At 69.3% G+C, this 19,215-nt stretch carries 17 protein-coding genes; 8 read left to right on the top strand and 9 right to left on the bottom strand.

Annotation, left to right across the window (positions count from 1 at the left end):
* Nucleotides 1–156: 156 nt before the first annotated feature.
* From gatB to ACWEKS_RS04500, 4 genes are read right to left on the bottom strand one after another with little or no spacing between them, the layout of a single operon-like run.
* A complete protein-coding gene (gene gatB / locus ACWEKS_RS04515) occupies nt 157–1,671 on the bottom strand; it encodes an Asp-tRNA(Asn)/Glu-tRNA(Gln) amidotransferase subunit GatB (RefSeq protein WP_452338766.1) in 1,515 nt (504 codons plus the stop codon).
* A 25-nt stretch (nt 1,672–1,696) separates the two neighbouring features.
* Nucleotides 1,697–4,213: an FtsX-like permease family protein gene (locus ACWEKS_RS04510; protein WP_452338765.1), complete on the bottom strand. Its 2,517-nt coding sequence runs from the start codon at nt 4,211–4,213 to the stop codon at nt 1,697–1,699.
* Nucleotides 4,210–4,995 carry an ABC transporter ATP-binding protein gene (locus ACWEKS_RS04505; RefSeq protein ID WP_452338764.1) on the bottom strand — a complete coding sequence of 262 codons (786 nt, stop codon included), beginning with the start codon at nt 4,993–4,995 and terminating at the stop codon, nt 4,210–4,212. Before ACWEKS_RS04505 ends, ACWEKS_RS04510 begins: the two co-directional genes overlap by 4 nt.
* A gap of 40 nt (nt 4,996–5,035) precedes the next feature.
* Nucleotides 5,036–5,383 (bottom strand): hypothetical protein, encoded by a 348-nt coding sequence (locus tag ACWEKS_RS04500; protein WP_379382128.1) that lies wholly within the window; start codon nt 5,381–5,383, stop codon nt 5,036–5,038.
* Nucleotides 5,384–5,589: 206 nt separating this feature from the next.
* On the opposite strand from ACWEKS_RS04500, the gene ACWEKS_RS04495 reads away from it, so the two are divergent.
* The 6 genes from ACWEKS_RS04495 to ACWEKS_RS04470 all read left to right on the top strand — a co-directional run bounded on the left by ACWEKS_RS04495 (nt 5,590) and on the right by ACWEKS_RS04470 (nt 12,703).
* The gene (locus tag ACWEKS_RS04495; protein WP_452338763.1) at nt 5,590–6,924 is read left to right on the top strand and encodes a sensor histidine kinase; all 1,335 of its coding nucleotides are present in this window, start codon (nt 5,590–5,592) and stop codon (nt 6,922–6,924) included.
* A 29-nt stretch (nt 6,925–6,953) separates the two neighbouring features.
* Nucleotides 6,954–7,607, top strand: a complete 654-nt coding sequence (locus tag ACWEKS_RS04490; RefSeq protein ID WP_452338782.1) for a response regulator — start codon at nt 6,954–6,956, stop codon at nt 7,605–7,607.
* Between the two features lie 57 nt (nt 7,608–7,664).
* Nucleotides 7,665–9,509 (top strand): protein kinase domain-containing protein, encoded by a 1,845-nt coding sequence (locus ACWEKS_RS04485; RefSeq protein WP_452338762.1) that lies wholly within the window; start codon nt 7,665–7,667, stop codon nt 9,507–9,509.
* A gap of 163 nt (nt 9,510–9,672) precedes the next feature.
* On the top strand, nt 9,673–10,452 hold the full coding sequence (locus ACWEKS_RS04480) for a hypothetical protein (RefSeq protein ID WP_452338761.1): 780 nt from the start codon (nt 9,673–9,675) through the stop codon (nt 10,450–10,452).
* Nucleotides 10,453–10,647: 195 nt separating this feature from the next.
* A complete protein-coding gene (locus ACWEKS_RS04475) occupies nt 10,648–11,601 on the top strand; it encodes a hypothetical protein (protein ID WP_452338760.1) in 954 nt (317 codons plus the stop codon).
* A 70-nt stretch (nt 11,602–11,671) separates the two neighbouring features.
* Entirely contained in the window at nt 11,672–12,703 is a 1,032-nt protein-coding gene (locus tag ACWEKS_RS04470) for an ATP-dependent 6-phosphofructokinase (RefSeq protein WP_354835276.1), read from the top strand.
* 284 nt (nt 12,704–12,987) lie between these two features.
* Here the strand turns inward: ACWEKS_RS04470 and ACWEKS_RS04465 are convergent, their stop codons facing one another.
* On the bottom strand, nt 12,988–13,566 hold the full coding sequence (locus ACWEKS_RS04465) for a CGNR zinc finger domain-containing protein (RefSeq protein ID WP_452338759.1): 579 nt from the start codon (nt 13,564–13,566) through the stop codon (nt 12,988–12,990).
* An 87-nt stretch (nt 13,567–13,653) separates the two neighbouring features.
* Between ACWEKS_RS04465 and ACWEKS_RS04460 the strand changes: the two genes are divergently transcribed.
* Nucleotides 13,654–14,148: a carboxymuconolactone decarboxylase family protein gene (locus tag ACWEKS_RS04460; RefSeq protein WP_354835272.1), complete on the top strand. Its 495-nt coding sequence runs from the start codon at nt 13,654–13,656 to the stop codon at nt 14,146–14,148.
* Nucleotides 14,149–14,214: 66 nt separating this feature from the next.
* On the top strand, nt 14,215–14,439 hold the full coding sequence (locus tag ACWEKS_RS04455; protein WP_452338758.1) for a hypothetical protein: 225 nt from the start codon (nt 14,215–14,217) through the stop codon (nt 14,437–14,439).
* A gap of 37 nt (nt 14,440–14,476) precedes the next feature.
* Here ACWEKS_RS04455 and ACWEKS_RS04450 read toward each other — a convergent pair whose 3' ends face one another.
* From ACWEKS_RS04450 to ACWEKS_RS04435, 4 genes are all read right to left on the bottom strand, one after another.
* Entirely contained in the window at nt 14,477–14,674 is a 198-nt protein-coding gene (locus ACWEKS_RS04450) for a DUF397 domain-containing protein (protein ID WP_452338757.1), read from the bottom strand.
* Nucleotides 14,671–15,552 carry a helix-turn-helix domain-containing protein gene (locus tag ACWEKS_RS04445; RefSeq protein ID WP_452338756.1) on the bottom strand — a complete coding sequence of 294 codons (882 nt, stop codon included), beginning with the start codon at nt 15,550–15,552 and terminating at the stop codon, nt 14,671–14,673. Before ACWEKS_RS04445 ends, ACWEKS_RS04450 begins: the two co-directional genes overlap by 4 nt.
* A 333-nt stretch (nt 15,553–15,885) precedes the next feature.
* Entirely contained in the window at nt 15,886–18,369 is a 2,484-nt protein-coding gene (locus ACWEKS_RS04440) for a protein kinase domain-containing protein (protein WP_452338755.1), read from the bottom strand.
* A gap of 68 nt (nt 18,370–18,437) precedes the next feature.
* Nucleotides 18,438–19,097 (bottom strand): response regulator, encoded by a 660-nt coding sequence (locus ACWEKS_RS04435; RefSeq protein WP_452338754.1) that lies wholly within the window; start codon nt 19,095–19,097, stop codon nt 18,438–18,440.
* Nucleotides 19,098–19,215 lie beyond the last annotated feature (118 nt).

Raw genomic sequence — 19,215 nt, 5'->3', positions numbered from 1 at the left:
GATCACCGCCATCGAGCCCTTGTCCCAGTACTTGAACGCGGTGGCCGCGGGCTTCTTGCCGCGGATGATGTCGGCGACGTGGCGGCCCTCCTGCAGGGTGGAGTCAGGACTGTGGCGCACCACATCGGTCGTGCGCCACAGGCTGTTTCGGAGGTGTCAGCCCTCGACTCCGCAGGCCGCGAGGACCAGTTCACGGACGCGGGCGGCGTCGGCCTGGCCGCGGGTGGCCTTCATGACGTCACCGACGACCTTGCCGGCGGCCTGCACCTTGCCGGAGCGGATCTTCTCGGCGATGTCCGGGCTGGCGGCGAGGGCCTTCTCGACCTCGGCCTGCAGTGCGGAGTCGTCGGAAACCATGCCCAGGCCCTTGGCCTCGACGATCTGGCCCGGCTCGCCCTCACCGGCGAGGACGAAGTCGACGACCTGCTTGGCGACCTTGTTGTTGATGGTCTTGGCCTCGACCAGCCCGGCCACCTCGGCGACCTGCTTCGGGGTGATGGGCAGGTCCTCGAGCGCGACCTCGTGCTCCTTGGCCTTCTCGGTCAGGTAGGCGACCCACCAGGAACGGGCGGCGTCCACGGAAGCGCCCGCGTCGACGGTCGCGATGATCAGGTCCAGCGCACCGGCATTGACCAGGTCGCGGAACACCTCGGCGGGCAGGCCCCAGTCGGACTGGATGCGGGCGCGGCGCAGCCACGGGTACTCCGGGATGGTGCCGCGCAGTTCCTCGACCCAGGCGGCGTCGGGCGCGATGGGCTCGAGGTCCGGCTCCGGGAAGTAGCGGTAGTCCTCGGCGGTCTCCTTGATGCGGCCGGGCGAGGTGGTGCCGTCGGTCTCGTGGAAGTGGCGGGTCTCCATCAGCACCGAGCCGCCGGCGGCGAGCACCGCGCCCTGGCGGCGCATCTCGAAGCGCACCGCGACCTCGACGCTCTTGAGCGAGTTCACGTTCTTGGTCTCGGTGCGGGTGCCGAATTCCTTGGCGCCCTTGGGCATCAGGGAGACGTTGGCGTCGCAGCGCAGCGAGCCCTGCTCCATCTTCACGTCGGAGACGGCCAGGGACTTGAGCACCTCGCGCAGCGCGGTCACGTACGCGCGGGCCACCTCGGGGGCGCGTTCGCCCGCGCCCTCGATGGGCTTGGTGACGATCTCGATGAGCGGCACGCCGGCGCGGTTGTAGTCCAGCAGCGAGTGCGAGGCGCCGTGGATGCGGCCGGTCGCGCCACCGACGTGCAGCGACTTGCCGGTGTCCTCCTCCATGTGGGCCCGCTCGATCTCGACCCGGAAGGTCGACCCGTCATCGAGCACCACATCCAGGTGGCCGTTGGTGGCGATCGGCTCGTCGTACTGGCTGATCTGGTAGTTCTTGGGCTGGTCCGGATAGAAGTAGTTCTTCCGCGCGAACCGGCCCCACGGGGTGATGGAGCAGTTCAGCGCCAGCCCGATGCGGATCGCGGACTCGACGGCCTTCTCGTTCACCACCGGCAGCGAGCCCGGCAGGCCCAGGCACACGGGGCACACCTGGGTGTTGGGCTCGGCGCCGAATTCGGTCGGGCAGCCGCAGAACATCTTGGTCGCGGTGCCCAGCTCGACGTGTACCTCCATGCCGAGCACCGGTTCGTACCGGTCGATGACATCGGAGTAGTCCATCAAGTCCACGGTCGCTGCGCTCATGCGCTCCATCCTATTTACTCGCCGATCAGTCCACGGCGATGGCCTCCACGATGGGCAGCCGCGCCGCGCGCAGGGCGGGCGGGATGGCCCCGAGCAGGGACAGTCCGAGCGCGATGGCGGCGTAGGCCACCAGCAGTGGGCTGGGCTGATAGCGAATGTCCATGGCGATGGCGTGCCCGAGCGCGATGGTGGCCAGGTAGTGCACGGCCGAGCCGATCGCCAATCCGAGTGCCGCGCCGGTCACTCCGATGCCGGTCGCCTCGGTGAGCACGGTGCGCAGCAGGAAGCGGCGGCTGGTGCCCATGGCCCGCAGCACCCCGAGTTCGCGGCGGCGGTCCAGCACCGACAGCATCAGGGTATTGAGCAGCGCGACCGCCGAGACCACGACCACGATCCAGAGGATGGCCGCGCTGATCGAGGTGCCCTGCCGGACGCTGGACGAAATCGCGGTCACCGCATCGCGTCCGGTGCTGACGTGGGTATCGGCCGGGACGGCGGCGCGCACGGCCGCCATCACCGCGGCGTGATCCGCGCCGGGCGCGAAGTCGACGCCGATGATGGTCTCGCCCGGCCGCTGGTACCACTCGCGCATGATGTTCAGGTCCAGCGCCACCACCCCCGCGATGGCGGAGAAATAGGGCACCACCTTCAGCACCTGCACCCGGTGCTCGCCGGTCGGGGTGGGCAGGGTCAGGTCGGACCCCTCGTGCACGCCGAGCGAGCGGGCCACATCCCGGGAGATGACGACGCCCGCACCGGCGGCCATGCGCGCCTGGTCGGCCTGGCTCACACTGTCCAGCACCGAGGTCCGGGCCACGCCGCCCTCGAAGGCCTGCAGCATGACACGGCCGCGGCCCAGGGTCGCGAAAGCCATTTGGGCCGAACCGACTCCGCCGACGCCGGGGATGGCGCTCAGTTTCTGCTTCAGGTCCGGCGGCAGCAGCGGGCCGGTGGGGAACTGCTCCATGGCGGTCGGGCTGACGAAGACGTCGGTGCGGGCCAGGCCCTCGAAACTGTCGGTCGCGGCGCTGACCATATTGCGGCTGGCATTGCCGATGGCGACGATGGCGGTCACGCCGATCATGACGGTCATGACGGTGGCCCAGACCCGGCGCGGTGCGCGTTCGATGGTGGTCGCGCCCAGGGCGCCGGGCGCGCCGAAGAGCCGGGCCACCGCGGCGACGACGCGCACGATGGGCTCGGTGGCGGCGAAGCACAGCACGACCGCGCCGGCGATGGACAGCGAGATCGCCCCGATCGAGAGCCGGCCCAGATCCGCCTCGGCCACGACCACCGCACCCGACACCATGATCAGACCGAGAACCGCTGCGGCCCAGCGGATCACCGGCTTCACGCTGTCGGCCGCGCCGACGCCGACGGGGGCCAGCGCCTCGATCGGCGCGACCTTGTACACCTGGCGCGCGGCGATCGCCGCCGCGGCGACGCTGGCCAGCACGCAGGCCAGAATCGCCACCGGCACCGCGTAACCGGGCACCTCGTACTCGGTGCGCGACTCGACGGAGTTCACGATGGCGGCGGGCAGCTGCCGGATCGCGGTGCGGCCCATGAAGATTCCGATGATGGAGCCGCTGATCGCGCCGAACAGGCCGAGGATCGCGGCCTCGGCGAGCAGATCGCGCACCACGGGACCGCGCTTGCCGCCCATGGCCCGCAGCAGCGACAGCGTCGGGCGGCGTTGCGCCACGGCCATGCTCATGGCGTTGTAGATGAGGAACGAGGACACGATGAGCGCCGAGGCCGAGGAGGCCAGCGTCGAGTAGCGCACCAGCATCACCGCGCCGCCGGCCTGCGCGGTCCGCAGATCCGGATCGGCGACCACGGCCCGGCCGGCGATCGCCTTGGTGAGGTCGGAACGCAGTTGGCCCACATCGGTATTCGGTGCGGCGATGATCTGCACCGAGTCCAACCGGCCTTCCCGGCCGGTGATCTTCTGCGCCACCGGCAGCAGCGCGATCGCGATGTGGCCGCCGTTGATCTTGGCGGCGGTGGAGTCGTCGATGACGCCCGCGACGGTGGCCGTCACGGTACCGAGCTGGAACTTGTCGCCCTCGTGATAGCCCATGGCGGAGCCGACCAGGACACCGTTGCCGACCGTGAGCAGTTTGCTCGCCTGATCGGTCACCGTCCCGCCGAGGTCACTGCCCAGCTGGGCGGCGGAGGGGTCCGCACCGACCAGCAGGGCCCGTTTGTCGTCGGCCCCGATGGACTGCCGCACCATCGGCACCGCCGTGCCGACCCCGGGCACGGACCGGATCTGTTGCAGCAGTTGCTGATCGAAGCCCGCGTCGGTGATGCCGCTGACCTCCAGCACCGCCTTGCCGCCCAGACTGTGGGTGAGCTTGTCGACCGAGCCGGTGATGGAGCCGGAGATGCTGAACACCGAAACCAGCAGTCCCGCGGACACTCCCATCACCACCATGGCCATGGTGGTGCGGCCGCGGTGGGCGAAGAGCTCACCGATATTGAACAGGCGGAGTCGATCCAGCGCGGCGCGGAGCCGATCCAGCGCGGCCCGGATCATGCGCGCACCGCCCCGGCGTCGTCGGCGGTGACGTCGCGGCCGGCGGCGGGCGCCGAACCGTTGCGGCCCGGCTCGGGAACGGTCCGCACCTGGCCGTCATCGCCGCGCTCGACCCGGTCGATGGACCCGATCTGCCCGTCGCGCAGGTTGATCACCCGGTCGCAGTAGCGCACCGCACCCATGTCGTGGGTGACCATGACCACGGAGTTGCCCTCCTCGGTGATGTCGGCGAGCAGCTGCAGGATCGAGGCGCCGGTCTTGGAGTCCAGGTTGCCGGTCGGTTCGTCGGCCAGGATCAGCGGCGGATCCATGATGAGCGCCCGCGCCACCGCGACCCGCTGCATCTGGCCGCCGGACAGTTCGGCCGGCCGGTGCTCGGCGCGCTCGCTGAGCCCGACCAGGTCGAGCAACTCCAGTGCGCGCGGCTTGGCCTTGCGTAATCCGGTGCCGTCCAGCAGTTTCGGGATGGCGACGTTCTCCCAGGCGGTCAGCGTGGGCAGCAGATTGAAGAACTGGAAGACGAAACCGACGCGGTGCCTGCGGAATTCGGACTGCCGGTCGTCGTCCAGGTCGCCGATCTCCTTGTCCTGGAATCGAATCGACCCGGTGTCCGGGGAATCCAGTGCGCCGAGCAGGTGCAGCAGGGTGCTCTTGCCCGAACCGGAAGGACCGACGATGGCGGTGAACTCCCCCGCATCGATCCGCAGGCTGATCCCGTCCAGAGCGCGCACGGTCTGCTCGCCCACCCGGTATTCCTTGGTGACGTCGGTCAATTCCAGCATTGGTCGTTCCCCTCTGCAGATCAATACCAGCCGGTGTCTATCAGCTGGCCAGCGCTCGCGCACGCGGACGGCCGAAGTACAGCCGATCGGTGTCGTAGGTGTCGAGGATCGCGCGCAGGGCCGGCTGTTCGGCGCACAGCTCCGCGTACACCTCGATCGCCAAAACGCCCTTCTCCATTGCGTTTTCCATCTTCACGGTCAAATGGTTCTCCCAGCGATTGCGCAGTGCGAGCAGTACCCCGTCAGGACCGCCGAACAGGCGCTGCAGCTCCGGGATATTGTCGAACAGCTTGGGATCAGCGGGATTCAGTTCGAAGTCACTGCGCGCTGCGCGATCGAGAACGATGTGCAGGATGTCGGTACGAGCGTGTAAATCTGCCCAGGACATGGCGCCAACCTTCCGTTGAATTGGGTTCCAGCGTTGTGTGCACCCGGGCTTGGCGGGCGGGCGCGTGTGCCGTTGCCCAAAACTACGATCGCTCCGATACCCCTGTCTTCGTGCCGCGGACGCGACTTGACCTCCTACTCCGGTAGGAGACGTGCCCCTGCCGCCGGACGATGTACGCGGTCTGCTTCGACGGATAGCCTTGCAGAATGAACGTGACCAGCGCCACCCCCGAGGGGGTCGGGCAGGCGTTGCAGGAGTTACGGGAGTGGCTGCACGAAGCCGGTGTCCGGTCCCGGCGGTTCGTGCGCAACCCGGTCCGTGAATACCGGCGCTGGGTGGAGGAGACGGGTTTCGACTACCCGGTCTCGATGGTCGTGCTGGTGGACGTGATGCTCTACACGTTCAGCACGCTTGCCTTCGCCCAGCGGGTGGCCGCGGGCTATTTCCCCGGCTTCCTCGCCCTGGCCGCGCTGCTCATCATCTATCTGACCGGGCCGCCGTGCGTGGTGCTCAACCTCCCGCCGCGCCCGGTCCTGCTCGCCTCGCTGACCATGGCCGGGGTGGCCCTGTTCCTGATGCAGCCGGTGCCGCTGGATGTCGCACCGCTCATCCTGATCGTCGTGACCGGCGAGGTCGCGGCCATCACCCGGACGTCCGTGAGCACGGTCATCGGCCTGGGCATGATCGCGGAGATCATGTTCTTCGGATACGTCGGGCACATCGACGGACTGACCTGGTTCACGCTCGGCATCCTCTTCGGCTGGTTCACCGGGCAGCTGCTGAATTACCAGCGCCGCTACCTGTATCAGGAACGCGACTACCAGGAGGTCCGCGCCCTGCAGGCCGCCGGCGAGGAGCGCCGGCGCATCGCCCGTGAGGTGCACGATGTCATCGCGCACTCACTGAGCGTCACCCTGCTGCACGTGACCGCCGCCCGGCACGCGCTGCAGACCGACCGCGATGTGGACGAGGCGATCGACGCGCTCGCCGACGCCGAGCGGCTGGGCAGGCAGGCCATGGCCGACATCCGCCGGACGGTCGGGCTGCTCGACGGGCTCCATGCGCCGCAGACGCCCGAACCCGGCCTCGATGACATCGAGGATCTGGTGTCGGACTTCCTCCGCGCGGGCATGGCGATCGACTTCCGCTCGGAAGGCGATCGCGGGCAGGTCTCGGCCGCCCTGGGGCTGGCGCTGTACCGGATCTGCCAGGAATCGCTCGCCAATATCGCCAAGCACGCCCCCGGCGCACAGGCTCAGGTTCGAATGATGGTCTGCGCCAGACATATTGATGTCACCATCACGAATACCCTGCCCCCCGGGGCACTGCTGCGGCCCGGTCGCGGCATGGGCATCTCGGGCATGCGCCAGCGCCTGGCCGTCCTCGGCGGCACCCTGACCGCGGGACCCCACGACGACGGCTGGCGGGTGTCCGCCCGGATCCCGACGACCGGGCAGATGCCCTGTATCGCCGCCGCGGAGCAGAACCTGCGCTCCGCACTGCTGTCCATGACCCAGAAGACCCCGCAGGAGGGTACGTGATCGACCGATCCGACGACGAGCCGATCGGCGTGCTCGTCGTCGACGATCAGGAGCTGGTGCGCGGCGGGCTGCGCCGAATCCTGCGCCGCCGCGACGGTTTCACGGTGAGTGAGTGCGCGGACGGGGACGAGGTGCCCGCGGCCGTCACCGCGCACCGCCCGGACGTGGTGCTGATGGATCTGCGCATGAAGCGGATCGGCGGCATCGAGGCCACCCGGACGCTGCGAACGATCGTGGACGCGCCGCCGGTGCTGGTGCTCACCACCTTCGACGACGACCAGTTGCTGTCGGGCGCGCTGCGGGCGGGCGCGGCCGGGTTCATCCTCAAGGACTCCCCCGCCGAGGATCTGATCCGCGCGGTGCGGACCGTTGCCACCGGCGGCTCCTGGCTGGACCCGACGGTCACGCCGCGGGTGCTGACCACCTATCGCTCGGCCCGTCCCACGCCGGCGCCCGGCGGCGATCGCCTGTCCGAGCTGACCGTTCGCGAGCTCGAGGTGCTCGAGCTCATCGGCCGCGGCCGCCTCAATGCTGAGATCGCGCGCACACTCGGTATCTCGGAGGTAACGGTGAAGAGCCACGTGGGACATATCTTCGGGAAGCTCGGGTTACGCGACCGGGCAGCGGCCATTGTCTTTGCGTTTGACCACGGCGTAGTGGCACCGGGAGAATCCACCTCCTAGAGGGGTGGGTCGCGGGTCCTCGTCTGCTTCCCTCCCGAGAGTTGGAGGTTGGACGGGGTGGATGCACCGCCATCGCGGGCCGGAAGCAGATTCGGGCCGTACGAGTTGCGCTCGCTGCTGGGCAGGGGCGGTATGGGAGAGGTCTACGAGGCCTACGACACTTCCAAGGATCGGGTCGTCGCCCTCAAGCTGCTACCGGAAGAACTCGCGAAAGACCCCTCCTACCAGGAACGTTTCCGCCGGGAGTCGCAGGCGGCGGCACGGCTGGCGGAGCCGCACATCATCCCCATCCACGACTGGGGCGAGATCGACGGTGTGCTCTACATCGATATGCGGCTGGTGCGCGGGCAGGATCTGCGCTCGCTGCTGAACCAGTACGGCGTGCTGCCGCCGCTGCGGGTCGTCGGGATCATCGAGCAGATCGCCGCCGCGCTGGACGCCGCGCACTACTCGGGGCTGGTGCACCGGGACGTCAAACCCGCGAACATCCTTGTGACTGATGCAGATTTCGCATATCTCGCGGATTTCGGCATCGCTCGCACCGAGGGTGATTCCACCATCACCGTGACCGGCACGGCCGTGGGCTCCTACGCCTACATGGCCCCCGAGCGCTTCGACGCCGGGCCGGTCTCCGGGCGCGCCGACATCTACTCGCTGGGCTGTGTGCTGCACGAGTGCCTCACCGGCGACAAACCCTTTCCTGCGCACAACATGAGCGTGCTGATCCGCGCGCATCTGTCGGAGCCGCCACCGCTGACGAGCATGCTGCGCAGCGGGATTCCGCCCGCGCTGGATGCCGTGGTGGCCAAGGCGCTGGCCAAGGATCCGAACGACCGGTTCTTCACCGCGGGCGAATTCGCCCGGGCCGCGCGGGCGGCGCTGGCCGGTGGTCAGCCGGTGCCCGCGCCCGCCGGGCAGCCCCGGCCGGGCCGGACCGTGCCGCCGGGTCCGCCGGTCGGCCCGCCACCGACGACCGTGCTGCCGACCGGCGGGCAGGCCGGGCCGCCGACCACGGTCATGCCGGGCGGGACGCCCGCTGCGGGACGCAATGCCGATCCCACCCTGCGGCACTCCGATCCCGCTGTGCGGCAACCTGATCCCACTGTGCGGCAACCCGGTTCCGGGCTCGGGCTGAACACCGGGGCGATCCCGGCCTATATAACCGGATCCTTCCCCGCCGCCGAGGAACCTTCGCCCACAGGGGATCTGCCGGTCATCCTGCCGTCGGATCCGACCCGGGTGCGGGTCAGCGATTTCCACTACACGCCGCTGCCGGCCGACGCCCACCAGCAGGCGGTCTGGGGCCACGCCCAGGCGCAGCAGCGGGACTTCCCGTACGCGCCGGCGCCCGATCCCGCGCTGTACCCGACCGCGGATCACCCCATCGTCCAGCCGCCGCCCCGCGAGCCCGGAAAACGGAGCAAGGGCAAGTCGATCGCGGCGCCGCTGGCGATCGGCGTGCTGGTGGTCGCGGTGGCCGCCGTTGCCGGTGCGGTGGGCTGGCAAGTCCTGGACCGCTCCGGCAACGAAGCACCCATAACGACGGCGGCACAGGGTGTTCCGGCCACCACCGCCCCGCACTCGCAGCAGCCGGGCCCGGCGGCGACGACCCCGGCTCCCACCACTGTGCAACTGCCGGCGGGAGCGACGTCGTGTCCACCGGTGTATGCGGCGCTCGGCGGTTACGCCAGTTCCGCGATCGGAAACACGGTCACTACCTGCCCTTTCGCGGAAGAGGTGCGCCGAGCCTATGCCGACGCGGCTTCTGGTCGGCAGGCTTCGGCAGTTAGTGTGATGGCAGTGAGCCCGGTGACCGGCCGGTCTTACACGATGAACTGCACGGCCGCAGGCAAATTGGTGACCTGCGTCGGTGGCGAGAACGCGGTGGTGTATGTCTACTGATCCAAATCCGGCCTGTCGCAAGGGGTTTGTGCGCGGGCTGGCGCTGGCGGCTGTCCTGGCAGTTTCCGCTTGTAGCCCGAATCTCGGTGCTGTACAGCGTCATTCGGCGCAGTCGGATGAGATCAAGCCGGTCGGAGACAGTTCCGCGCTGCCGGTCCCGAGCATGATCGGACCGGATTTGCCGGAGCTGTTCGGACTGCCGAAATCCGTCGCGTTCGCGGCGGATTTCAACGATCTGCAGGCCACCCTGGACGGCCGGGTCGGCGTGGCGGTCATGCCCGTCGGCGGCGGCGATATGATTCAGCTGGGTGAGTGGAGCACCGGCATCGCCTGGTCCACCATCAAGGTGCCGCTCGCGCTCGCCGCGCTGCGCCACGATCCGGTGGGCATGCGCTCCACCGCCGAGGCCGCCATCACCTTCTCCGACAACGATGCGGCACAGACGCTCTGGAACTCGCTGGGCACCGGCAGCGAGGCCGCCGACGCGGTCGAGGCGGTGCTGCGCGAGGCCGGCGACGCCACCACCGACGTCGCCGCGCGCCACACCAAGCTGGCCGCGCTGGAGTCCGACGATCTGCTCGCCTTCGGCGCCACCGACTGGTCGCTGGCCGATCAGGTGCACTTCGCGTCCCGGCTGCCCTGCCTGCCGCGCGCCAATTCCGTGGTCTCGCTCATGAGTGAGATCACCCCCAGCCAGAGCTGGGGCCTGGGCCGGCTCATCGGTGCGGAATTCAAGGGCGGCTGGGGTCCCGACGACGACACCGGCAAGTACACCGTCCGCCAGTTCGGGCTGGTCCCGACGCTGAACGGACCGGTGGCGGTGGCGCTGGCGGCCGAGCCCACCTCGGGCAGTTTCGACGACGCCACGGACATGATGGACAAGCTCGCGCTACTGGTCGGCGACCATCTGCCCGACCTGCACGGCGGACTCTGCTCGCGCTAACACATTCGGCGCGTATTCGTTTCAAAATGCCCAGCGTGCACCCCCAATCGGGCGTGAGCCGGTGAAAAACGTCCATACCCACCGGGTTTGACCGCCAGTGTCCCAACCCACAACAATCCTTGCGATTGACGGGTCCAGGTGCGTCCGCTAGGAACAGGGAACGCACCGGACACCGGGGCAGATGGAGGTTACGGGGTGCACGCACCGTATTCGCGGAACGCTGACCAGCGCGACGCACTGGACAGCACACGCGATGCGGGGTACGGATCCCGTTGGCGCGGACGACGGCTCGCGCGGGCATGCGGAGCGCTCGCCGTGCTGGTCGGGGCGCTGACCGCGTGCAGCAGCAAGCCGGTACTGGTCCCGGACAAGACCACCGTGGCCGCGGCCGCGCCCAGCGCCGCCAGCCCCACCACCGTCATGGCGCTGCCGGGCTCGCTGGCCTGGGATTTCACCAATGACCTGAAGCCGTCGCTGGCCGGTAAGGTCGGGCTGGCCGTGATGCCGGTGGGCACCGATCGGGTGCTGGCCCTGGGCGATTGGAGCTCCGGGCCCGGCTGGTCGACCATGAAGGTCCCGCTGACCCTGGCGGCGCTGCGCAAGAGCGCGGGCAATCAGGTGGCGGCGGTCAATGCCATCGAATACTCCGACAACTCCGCCGCCGACACCCTCTGGCAGTCGCTGGGGACGCCCGAGGTCGCGGCCCAGACCGTCCAGGACGTGCTACGCGAGGGTGGCGACACCGAGACCACGGTCCCCGCCACCCGCGCCCGGGCCGACTACTCCGCCTTCGGCCAGGCCGAATGGTCGCTGGCGAATCAGCTGAAATTCGCCGCCAAACTCCCCTGCCTGGCGCAATCCGACGACGTCACCGCGCTGATGGGCAAGATCAGCTCCACTCAGCGCTGGGGGCTGGGCAATCTGGACGGCGCCATCTTCAAGGGCGGCTGGGGACCCGATCCCAGCGGCAACTACCTGGTCCGGCAATTCGGACTGATCCCGGTGGACGGCGGCCAGATCGCCATCGCGGTTGCCACCCAGCCCAATTCCGGCTCCTTCGACGAGGGCACCACGATCCTCACCAAGATCGCCACCCTGATCGGCAAGCACCTCGACGAACTCAAGGGCGGTACCTGCACCGCCGGCTAGCGGAAACCGTAACCCGCGGTTCACGGGGGCGGGGATCACAGGCCGCCGATCTCAGGGCAAGATGGGGATCATGCGCATCGGAGTCTTGACCGGAGGCGGAGACTGCCCAGGCCTGAATGCTGTGATCCGTGCTGTCGTTCGTACCGCGAACGGCCGCTGGGGGGATGCGATCGTCGGCTTCCAGGACGGCTGGCGTGGCCTACTCGAGGATCGCAAGATCCAGATCCTCAACAATGACCGCACCGATCGGCTGCTCACCAAGGGCGGCACCATTCTGGGCACCGCGCGCACCAATCCGGACGTGCTGCGCGCCGGACTCCCCCGCATCAAGCAGACCCTCGACGACAACGGGATCGACGCGCTCATCCCGATCGGCGGCGAGGGCACGCTGACCGCCGCCTCCTGGCTGGCCGACGAGGGCGTGCCGGTGGTGGGCGTCCCCAAGACCATCGACAACGACATCGACTGCACCGACACCACCTTCGGCCACGACACCGCCGTCTCCATCGCCACCGAGGCCATCGACCGGATCCACACCACCGCCGAATCCCACCAGCGCGTCATGCTGGTCGAGGTGATGGGGCGGCACGCGGGCTGGATCGCCATCAACTCCGGCATCGCCTCCGGCGCGCACCTGACGCTGGTGCCCGAGGTGCCGTTCGACGTGGACGAGGTCTGCGCCATGGTGAAACGCCGCTTCCAGCGCGGGGATTCGCACTTCATCTGCGTGGTGGCCGAGGGTGCGCACCCCGATCCCACGTCCATGACCCTGCGCGACGGCGGCATCGACGAATTCGGGCATGTGCGGTTCACCGGCGTGGCCCAGCAGCTGGCGCCGGAGATCGAGCGGCGCATCGGCAAAGAGGTCCGGGTGACAGTGCTCGGGCACGTGCAGCGCGGCGGCACCCCGACCGCGTACGACCGTGTGCTGGCAACGCGTTTCGGCGTGCACGCGGCGGAAGCCGTGCACGCCGGGCGATTCGGGCAGATGGTGGCGCTGCGCGGCACAGAGGTGGAACTGGTGCCGCTGTCGGAGGCCACCAAGCAGCTCAAGCTGGTGCCGCAGGATCGGTACCGGGAGGCGGCCGCCTTCTTCGGCTGAGCCGGCTCGCGACGAGTCGAAACACACTGCGGCATACGGCCCTCGCACCTGTCGGTTCGAGGGCCGTATCGCGTTGCGGAGGCGTATCGACCATGGCCCCGGACTCAGTCGCGGCACTCGACCAAGTAGCGGCGCTGGGCTCAGTCGCGATGCTGGGCTCGGTCGCGGCGCTGGGCTCAGCCGCGATGCTGAACTCGGTCGCGGCGCTGGGCTCAGTCGCGATGCTGGGCTCGGTCGCGGCGCTGGGCTCAGCCGCGATGCTGGGCTCAGCCGCGATGCTGGGCTCAGTCGCGGTGCTGGGCGTAGTGGCGGGCGGCGCGGGCGCGGTTGCCGCATGCGACCGAGCACCACTCTTGGCGCGGATGCGATTTCAGGAAGTAGCGCACGCAGCGGGGGGCCGGGCAGACGCGGATCTGGGCGGCCTGGGCGCCGGAGAAGAACTCGATGGTGGCGTCGGCCAGTCCGGCCATGACGGTGGCCAGGTCGTCCGAGGTCAGCAGCCGGTGCTCGGTGTGCGGACCGGTGCCGTCCCATGCCAGCAGCCGGAGCGCGGGGGCGGCCGCGCGGTTGACGGCGGCCAGTGCGTCCGGGAAGGCCGGCAGCACGGCGGCGTCGGCGGAGCTGGGCGGCTGGGGCGCAACGTATTCCGCGAACAGCGCGCGCACGTTCTGCCGCAGGTCCACCAGGGCGGCGCGCTCGTCCTCGGTGGGCAGGTACGCCTCGAGATCCAGGTACACACCGACATTCGCGGCATTGGCGACCAGCCACTCACGGGTGGATTCGGGGGTGCCGAAGGCGTCCGTGAGGCCACGGCTGGTGGCGCGGATGGTGTTCGCCAAACGGAGTGCCAAGGGATCGACCATGTTCACATTCTAACGGGTATTGCGCTTTCGTTCCATGATGTTCTAACGTGTGAAAGCACGATCTTACGTTAGAAAGACGAGGACGCCATGATCACCCCGATCGACAACGCACCACTGCTGGACGAGGTCAAGAAGCGGATGGGCCGGGTGCCGAACATGACCAAGGTGATGGCCAACGCGCCCGTGGTACTGGAGGGTTACCTCGGGCTGTCCGGCGCGCTGAAGAAGGGCACGCTGCCGGCCCCGACCTCCGAGCGCATCGCACTCACCGTCGGCGCGGCCAATGACTGCGGCTACTGCGTCGCCGCGCACACCTTCACCGGCAAGCGGGTCGCCAAGCTGAGCGACGCCGAGGTGGAGGCGGCCAAGGGCGGCACCTCCGCGGACCCGAAAGAGGCTGCGGCCGTTGCCTTCGCCCGCGAACTGACCGAGAGCCGGGGCAAGGCCGATCCGGCCGCCGCACTGGCCGCGGGGTGGACGCAGGAGCAGGTGCTCGAAATCGTCGCCCTGGTCGCCCTGCAGACCCTGACCAACTACGTCAACAAGGTCGGCGAGACCGAAAACGACTGGCCCGCCGCCTGATCTGTCCTATTCCTGGCGCGATCGGACCCCTCGGGGACCCCGCGCGAATCCTTAAGGTCGGAAATCATGAACGCCGTCAAGAACACCAGCCTCGTCGACGCGCAGGTGCTGCGCAGCCTGCTCCGCAACGGCATCGTCATCCGCGCGGTGGCGCTGGCCGTCGCCACCATCGTGCTGCTCGTCATCCACCACCCGACCTGGGTGCCCTACTCGGTGAGCGCCTACGCCATCTGGAACGCGGCCGCGATCACCCTCAACTCCGCCCGCGCCGCCACCGCCCGCACGGCCTGATTCCCGGTGCCGCCACCGGATTCCGCCGGGCCGAGGTTCAGTCGTCGAACCGCCCGGCGGCCAGGGCGGCGGTGAATCGATCCCAGTCCGCCGACGGGAAGATCAAGGCCGGACCGCTGGGGTTCTTACTGTCCCGGACTCCGACGCCACCGGCGAGGAAGGCGACTTCCACGCATTCCTTCGCACCGGTGCTGCGGGCGCTCTTGAACCACCGGACGCCGGGTTCGACGCTCACGTCGCATACTCCTTCGCTGCCCTCCGCAGGAGGTCTCTGCTGGTCGTCTCGTCCAGCGCGGCGCGCTGGATCGCTTGGTATGCCTCGCGGTATCGGTCGACCGCGGCCTGCTTCTCCAGGTAGAGGTCGCCGAGGAAGTTCTCCAGGTAGACGACCGTGGGTTCGACAGGCCGGTTGCCCGCGTCCCGGCCGAAATCCAGGATCACGAACGGGCCGACGGTGTGGCCGATCGGTACGCCCGCCGAGAAGGGTAGTACACGAACAGCGATCGTCGGCAGCGTCGACATGTCCGCGAGGCGTCGCAGCTGCGCGGCCATTACGCGCGGGCCGCCGACAACGCGACGTAATGCGGTTTCGTGTACCACGACATCGAAGGAGGCCGGACTTCGCTTGCGCGTCAAGAGGCTTTGCCGACGGGTCTTCAACTGCACGCGGCGGTCCAGTTCGTCGTGCGCAGCATCCGGCCAGTAATCATTGATCAGAACCCGTGCGTACTCGGCGGTCTGGAACAGTCCCGGGATGATCTCCGGCTGATAGGAGATGAGGGCGCGGGCCGAAGCCTCCAGGCCCACATACATATTGAAACCTTCTGGAATCAGATCGTCGTATTCGTGCCACCAGGACTTGACGCTGGCCTGTTGCGCGAGGCCGGTGAGCGCGGAGCTGAACTCGTCGTCGAAGTCGTAGATTCGGCACAATTCCCGGACATCGAGGACTCGGATCTTCTCGGCATTACCGGTTTCCAGCCGCTGCAGCTTCGATTCGCTCCACTCCATCAGGGCCGCCGCCTCGGCGATCGTCATATTGCACTGCATCCGGCCTTCCCGCAGGTATCGCCCCAGTTGACGACGCGGCAGAGTCGAACCATGCTCCGACATCGAATCCTCCCCCACGAAGGCGGTTTTCGGTCACTGCGAATGATGCTCCCACGCGATATGAATGCTGACCTGGCGCTTTCGGAAAGTTTCCCACCGCGCCGGGGCTGCGATTGTCGGTTCGCCGTAACGGTGCTGGACTGGAGTCGCGCCCGGTGAGAACCGGAGCCCTGATATCTCTGGACCCACTCGTCCCCGAGCCGGGCGCACCCAATCCCTTCCCGACCGCTCCGCGGTCGCTCGGTATGACCGGGCGTGACAAGGGATCAGAATGCGGTGTGGCGCCTCCTGAATCTCGATAGGCTTGACGAGGCCCGGCGCGGATGCGCCGCGTGCCTAGCCCGACACCACCAGCACCGCGACAACCACCAACAGCACCAGCGCCACCACCGCCAGCCCGAGCACCACCACCGCGGTGAGCTGCGACGCCTCGGCCCGCTGCGACGTCGGAATCAGCCCGGGCTGCACCGGATTCCCCCCGAACGGCGGCCCACCGTACCCGGTCCCACCCGTCACCCCACTGCCATAACCCCCATACGCCGGCATCCCAGCAGCTGGACCAGAGCCGGTCATTCCGGCCATTCCGCCCGAAACTGGCTCGGACACAGCGAAACCCGATGTGTCCCCCTCGACCGCCACCCGGCCGACGGTCCCCGACCCGCCTACACTGTCCGTCCAGCCGACGCCATCCGTCGAATCGGGCACGAACGCCCCCGAATCCGGATGCCGCACCACACCACCCGATTCCTCGTCGGCGCCACCGGAATCCGCCGGACCGGCAGCGACTCCGGACGGCCCGCCAGACTCCGCACCGCGAACCGGCTCACTCGGCGGCATCTCCGCAACCCCGGCCGCCGCACCCGCCTCGTCCGGCTCCCCGGCCCCCGCAACCGCTGTCGCCTCAGCCGCGGCCGCTGCCTCGGGCACCGGCGCCGCGACAACCGGCTGTGCCAGCGCCGTCACCGGCTCGGCAATGATCTCCTCGAAGCCGGGCGACCCGGCGGTCCCTCCGAGACCCCGCTCCGCCGACTCCGATTCGCCCGTTCCACCGGCAACCGGCGGCTCCGATACGCCGCCTCCCGCCGAACCCGGCGAATCCTCATCCGCCGCTACGGATCCCGCTCCCTCCGGCCGGTCGGTATCCGACACCGCCGGCCCGGCCGCACCCCCGGTCGAGAACTCCTCGGGCTGCCCCGCCGAAACCACCGGCTGCGGCACGACATCCGTCGGCCGCTGCGACGCATCCTGCGCATCCACATCCGCCGACCGATTCGCCCACCCGGCATCCGTTGGCTCGACCTCCGGTACCGCCTGCGGCGCAGGTGATCCCTCAATCGGCGCACCAGGCAGTCCACTACCCGCGCCCCTGCCGGTGCCCGCTGTCGATCCGGCCGTCGGCTCCGCCGGAGCCGCAGGCTCGTACGCGCCGACGGCCGGAGCCATCGGCTGCCCTTGCGGCGCCGGATGGCCGGGCACGCCCACGGACCGGGGTTGCGGCGGTGCGGAGTAACCGGCGGCAGGGCCCTGCGCCGGAGGGTAGGGGCGCGCGGTCGGCCCCGAACCTACCCGGTCGTTGTCCGCTGGCGGCTGCTGGGAAATCTCGGGCGCGGGGGGCTGCGGTGCCGGCGCGGGGTAGGAGGACTGATACGGGGGCGGGGGGTAGGCCGGGGCGGCATAGGTCGGGGCGGCAGTGGGCGCGGGGGGTTGTGGCTGCGGACCCGCCGACTGTGCCGGAGGCGGGTAGCCGGGGGCGCTGACGGGCTGCTGGGAGGCGGGGGGCGCGGACTGTGGCTGCGGCGCGGGGTAATTGGGTGCCGGCGGTTGCTGTGGGGGTGAGGGATAGGCCGCGGGCTGGGGTGGCAGAGCTGTGGCGGGGTAGGGCTGGGGTGGGGCCGGGTAGGGCTGGGCGGCGTAGTTCGGTTGGGGGGCGGGGAGATTGGGGTAGGCGGGGTGGAGGGGCTGCTGGTGGACGGGGTGCTGGGCCGGCGGGCGGGAGAGGGCGCGGCGGGCGGCCTTGGCGAAATCGGTGCAGGTGGGGAAGCGGTCGGCGGGCCGTTTGGCCATGGCCTTGGTGAGGACGGCGTCCATGGCGGGCGAGAGGCCGGGACGGCGCAGGGAGACGGGAGGCGGGAGGAGCTGGAGGTGGCCGCGGATGAGTTCGGCGGGGTGGGGCGAGTCGTAGGGGCCGGCGCCGATCAGGAGCCAGTAGAGGGCGCAGGCCAGGGAGTACTGGTCGGTGGTGGGGTCCAGGTGGGCGCCGGTCATCTGCTCGGGCGAGGCGTAGGCGAGGGTGGCGGTGAACATGCCGGCCTGGGTGAGGTGGGTGGAGTCCTCGCGCAGGCGGGCGATGCCGAAGTCGGTGAGGAAGACACGCTCGCCGTGGCCGGCGACGGCGCGGGCCAGAATGATGTTGGCGGGCTTCACATCCCGGTGCAGCACCCCCATGCCGTGCGCGTAGTCGAGGGCGCTGGCAACCCCTTCGATCACCTGTACGGCTCGCTCGGGCGGCAGCGTGGCGACATTGATGCCGGCGGCGTCCACCCCGTCCACGTACTGCATGGAGATCCACAGCATCTCGTCCTCGGTGCCGCGGTCGTACACCTCGACGATATTGGGGTGGTCCAGCCGCGCGACCAGATCCGCCTCGCGTTCGAACCGGGCACGAATCTCCCTGTCCGCGTACAGTTCCCGGTTCAGCAGCTTCAGTGCCGTCAACTTGCCCAGGCGGGGGTGCCGGGCGAGATAGACCGAGCCCATCCCGCCCTGTCCGAGCAGTCGTTCGATGGTGAACCCGGCGAACACGTCACCGCTATTCAGCACTGGCTACGACCCCCTTCCGGTGACGTACAAGTCCGTGAGCCTACCCGTCGAAACCCTGTCCGGGCAGGTCAGCCCGGGGTCACCAGTCCGGATTCGTAGGCCAGCACCACCGCCTGCGCCCGATCGCGCAGGTTCAGTTTGGTGAAGACCTTCGACACGTGCGTCTTCACCGTTTGTTCTGCGACAAAAAGGCTTTCGGCGATCTCGGCATTGGACATGCCGCGCGCCACCAGCTCCAGCACCTCACGCTCGCGCGGGGTGAGCACCGACAGCTGCGGCGCGGGCGCGCGCCGGGCCCGGCGACGCGTGACATCGGCGATGAGCCGGCGCGTGACGGTCGGCGCTAGCAGCGCGTCACCGGCGGCCACCACCCGCACCGCGCGCACCAGTTCCTCGGCAGGCGCGTCCTTGAGCAGGAACCCGCTGGCCCCGATGCCCAGGGCCTCGTACACGTAGTCGTCGATATCGAAGGTGGTGAGCATGAGCACCCGCACCGGCGGTTCGAACCCGGCGGAGAGAATCGAGCGGGCGGCGTCGAGCCCGTTCATCTCCGGCATGCGCACATCCATCAGCACCACGTCGGGCCGCAGCCGTTTCGCCTCGGCCACAGCGACTTTCCCGTCCGCCGCGTCCCCGACCACGCTGATGTCGGGCTGCGCCGCGAGCAACGCCCCGAACCCCTGCCGCACCATCGCCTGATCGTCGGCGATCAACACGGTTATCGCCACAGTCCCACCTCACGCACGACACCGAGTTTGCCATGCCCCGACCGGAACGGCCCGCGCGACGACGACTTCGCACCCCCGCCATCGCGCGCCCGGCCGGACCCGGCTCGGTGACCGGAAC

The sequence above is a fragment of the Nocardia sp. NPDC004711 genome, from assembly GCF_053601595.1.
This window is presented reverse-complemented; position numbering and strand designations above follow the sequence as displayed.

Excerpts from the sequence above, each read along its gene's own strand:
- ACWEKS_RS04480 (WP_452338761.1), top strand. The coding sequence starts at position 9,673 with ATGATCGGACCGGATTTGCCGGAGCTGTTCGGACTGCCGAAATCCGTC.
- ACWEKS_RS04465 (WP_452338759.1), bottom strand. The coding sequence starts at position 13,566 with ATGGTCGATCCCTTGGCACTCCGTTTGGCGAACACCATCCGCGCCACC.
- ACWEKS_RS04470 (WP_354835276.1), top strand. The coding sequence starts at position 11,672 with ATGCGCATCGGAGTCTTGACCGGAGGCGGAGACTGCCCAGGCCTGAAT.
- ACWEKS_RS04445 (WP_452338756.1), bottom strand. The coding sequence starts at position 15,552 with ATGTCGGAGCATGGTTCGACTCTGCCGCGTCGTCAACTGGGGCGATAC.
- ACWEKS_RS04455 (WP_452338758.1), top strand. The coding sequence starts at position 14,215 with ATGAACGCCGTCAAGAACACCAGCCTCGTCGACGCGCAGGTGCTGCGC.
- ACWEKS_RS04505 (WP_452338764.1), bottom strand. The coding sequence starts at position 4,995 with ATGCTGGAATTGACCGACGTCACCAAGGAATACCGGGTGGGCGAGCAG.
- ACWEKS_RS04510 (WP_452338765.1), bottom strand. The coding sequence starts at position 4,213 with ATGATCCGGGCCGCGCTGGATCGGCTCCGCGCCGCGCTGGATCGACTC.
- ACWEKS_RS04500 (WP_379382128.1), bottom strand. The coding sequence starts at position 5,383 with ATGTCCTGGGCAGATTTACACGCTCGTACCGACATCCTGCACATCGTT.
- gatB (WP_452338766.1), bottom strand. The coding sequence starts at position 1,671 with ATGAGCGCAGCGACCGTGGACTTGATGGACTACTCCGATGTCATCGAC.
- ACWEKS_RS04460 (WP_354835272.1), top strand. The coding sequence starts at position 13,654 with ATGATCACCCCGATCGACAACGCACCACTGCTGGACGAGGTCAAGAAG.
- ACWEKS_RS04495 (WP_452338763.1), top strand. The coding sequence starts at position 5,590 with ATGAACGTGACCAGCGCCACCCCCGAGGGGGTCGGGCAGGCGTTGCAG.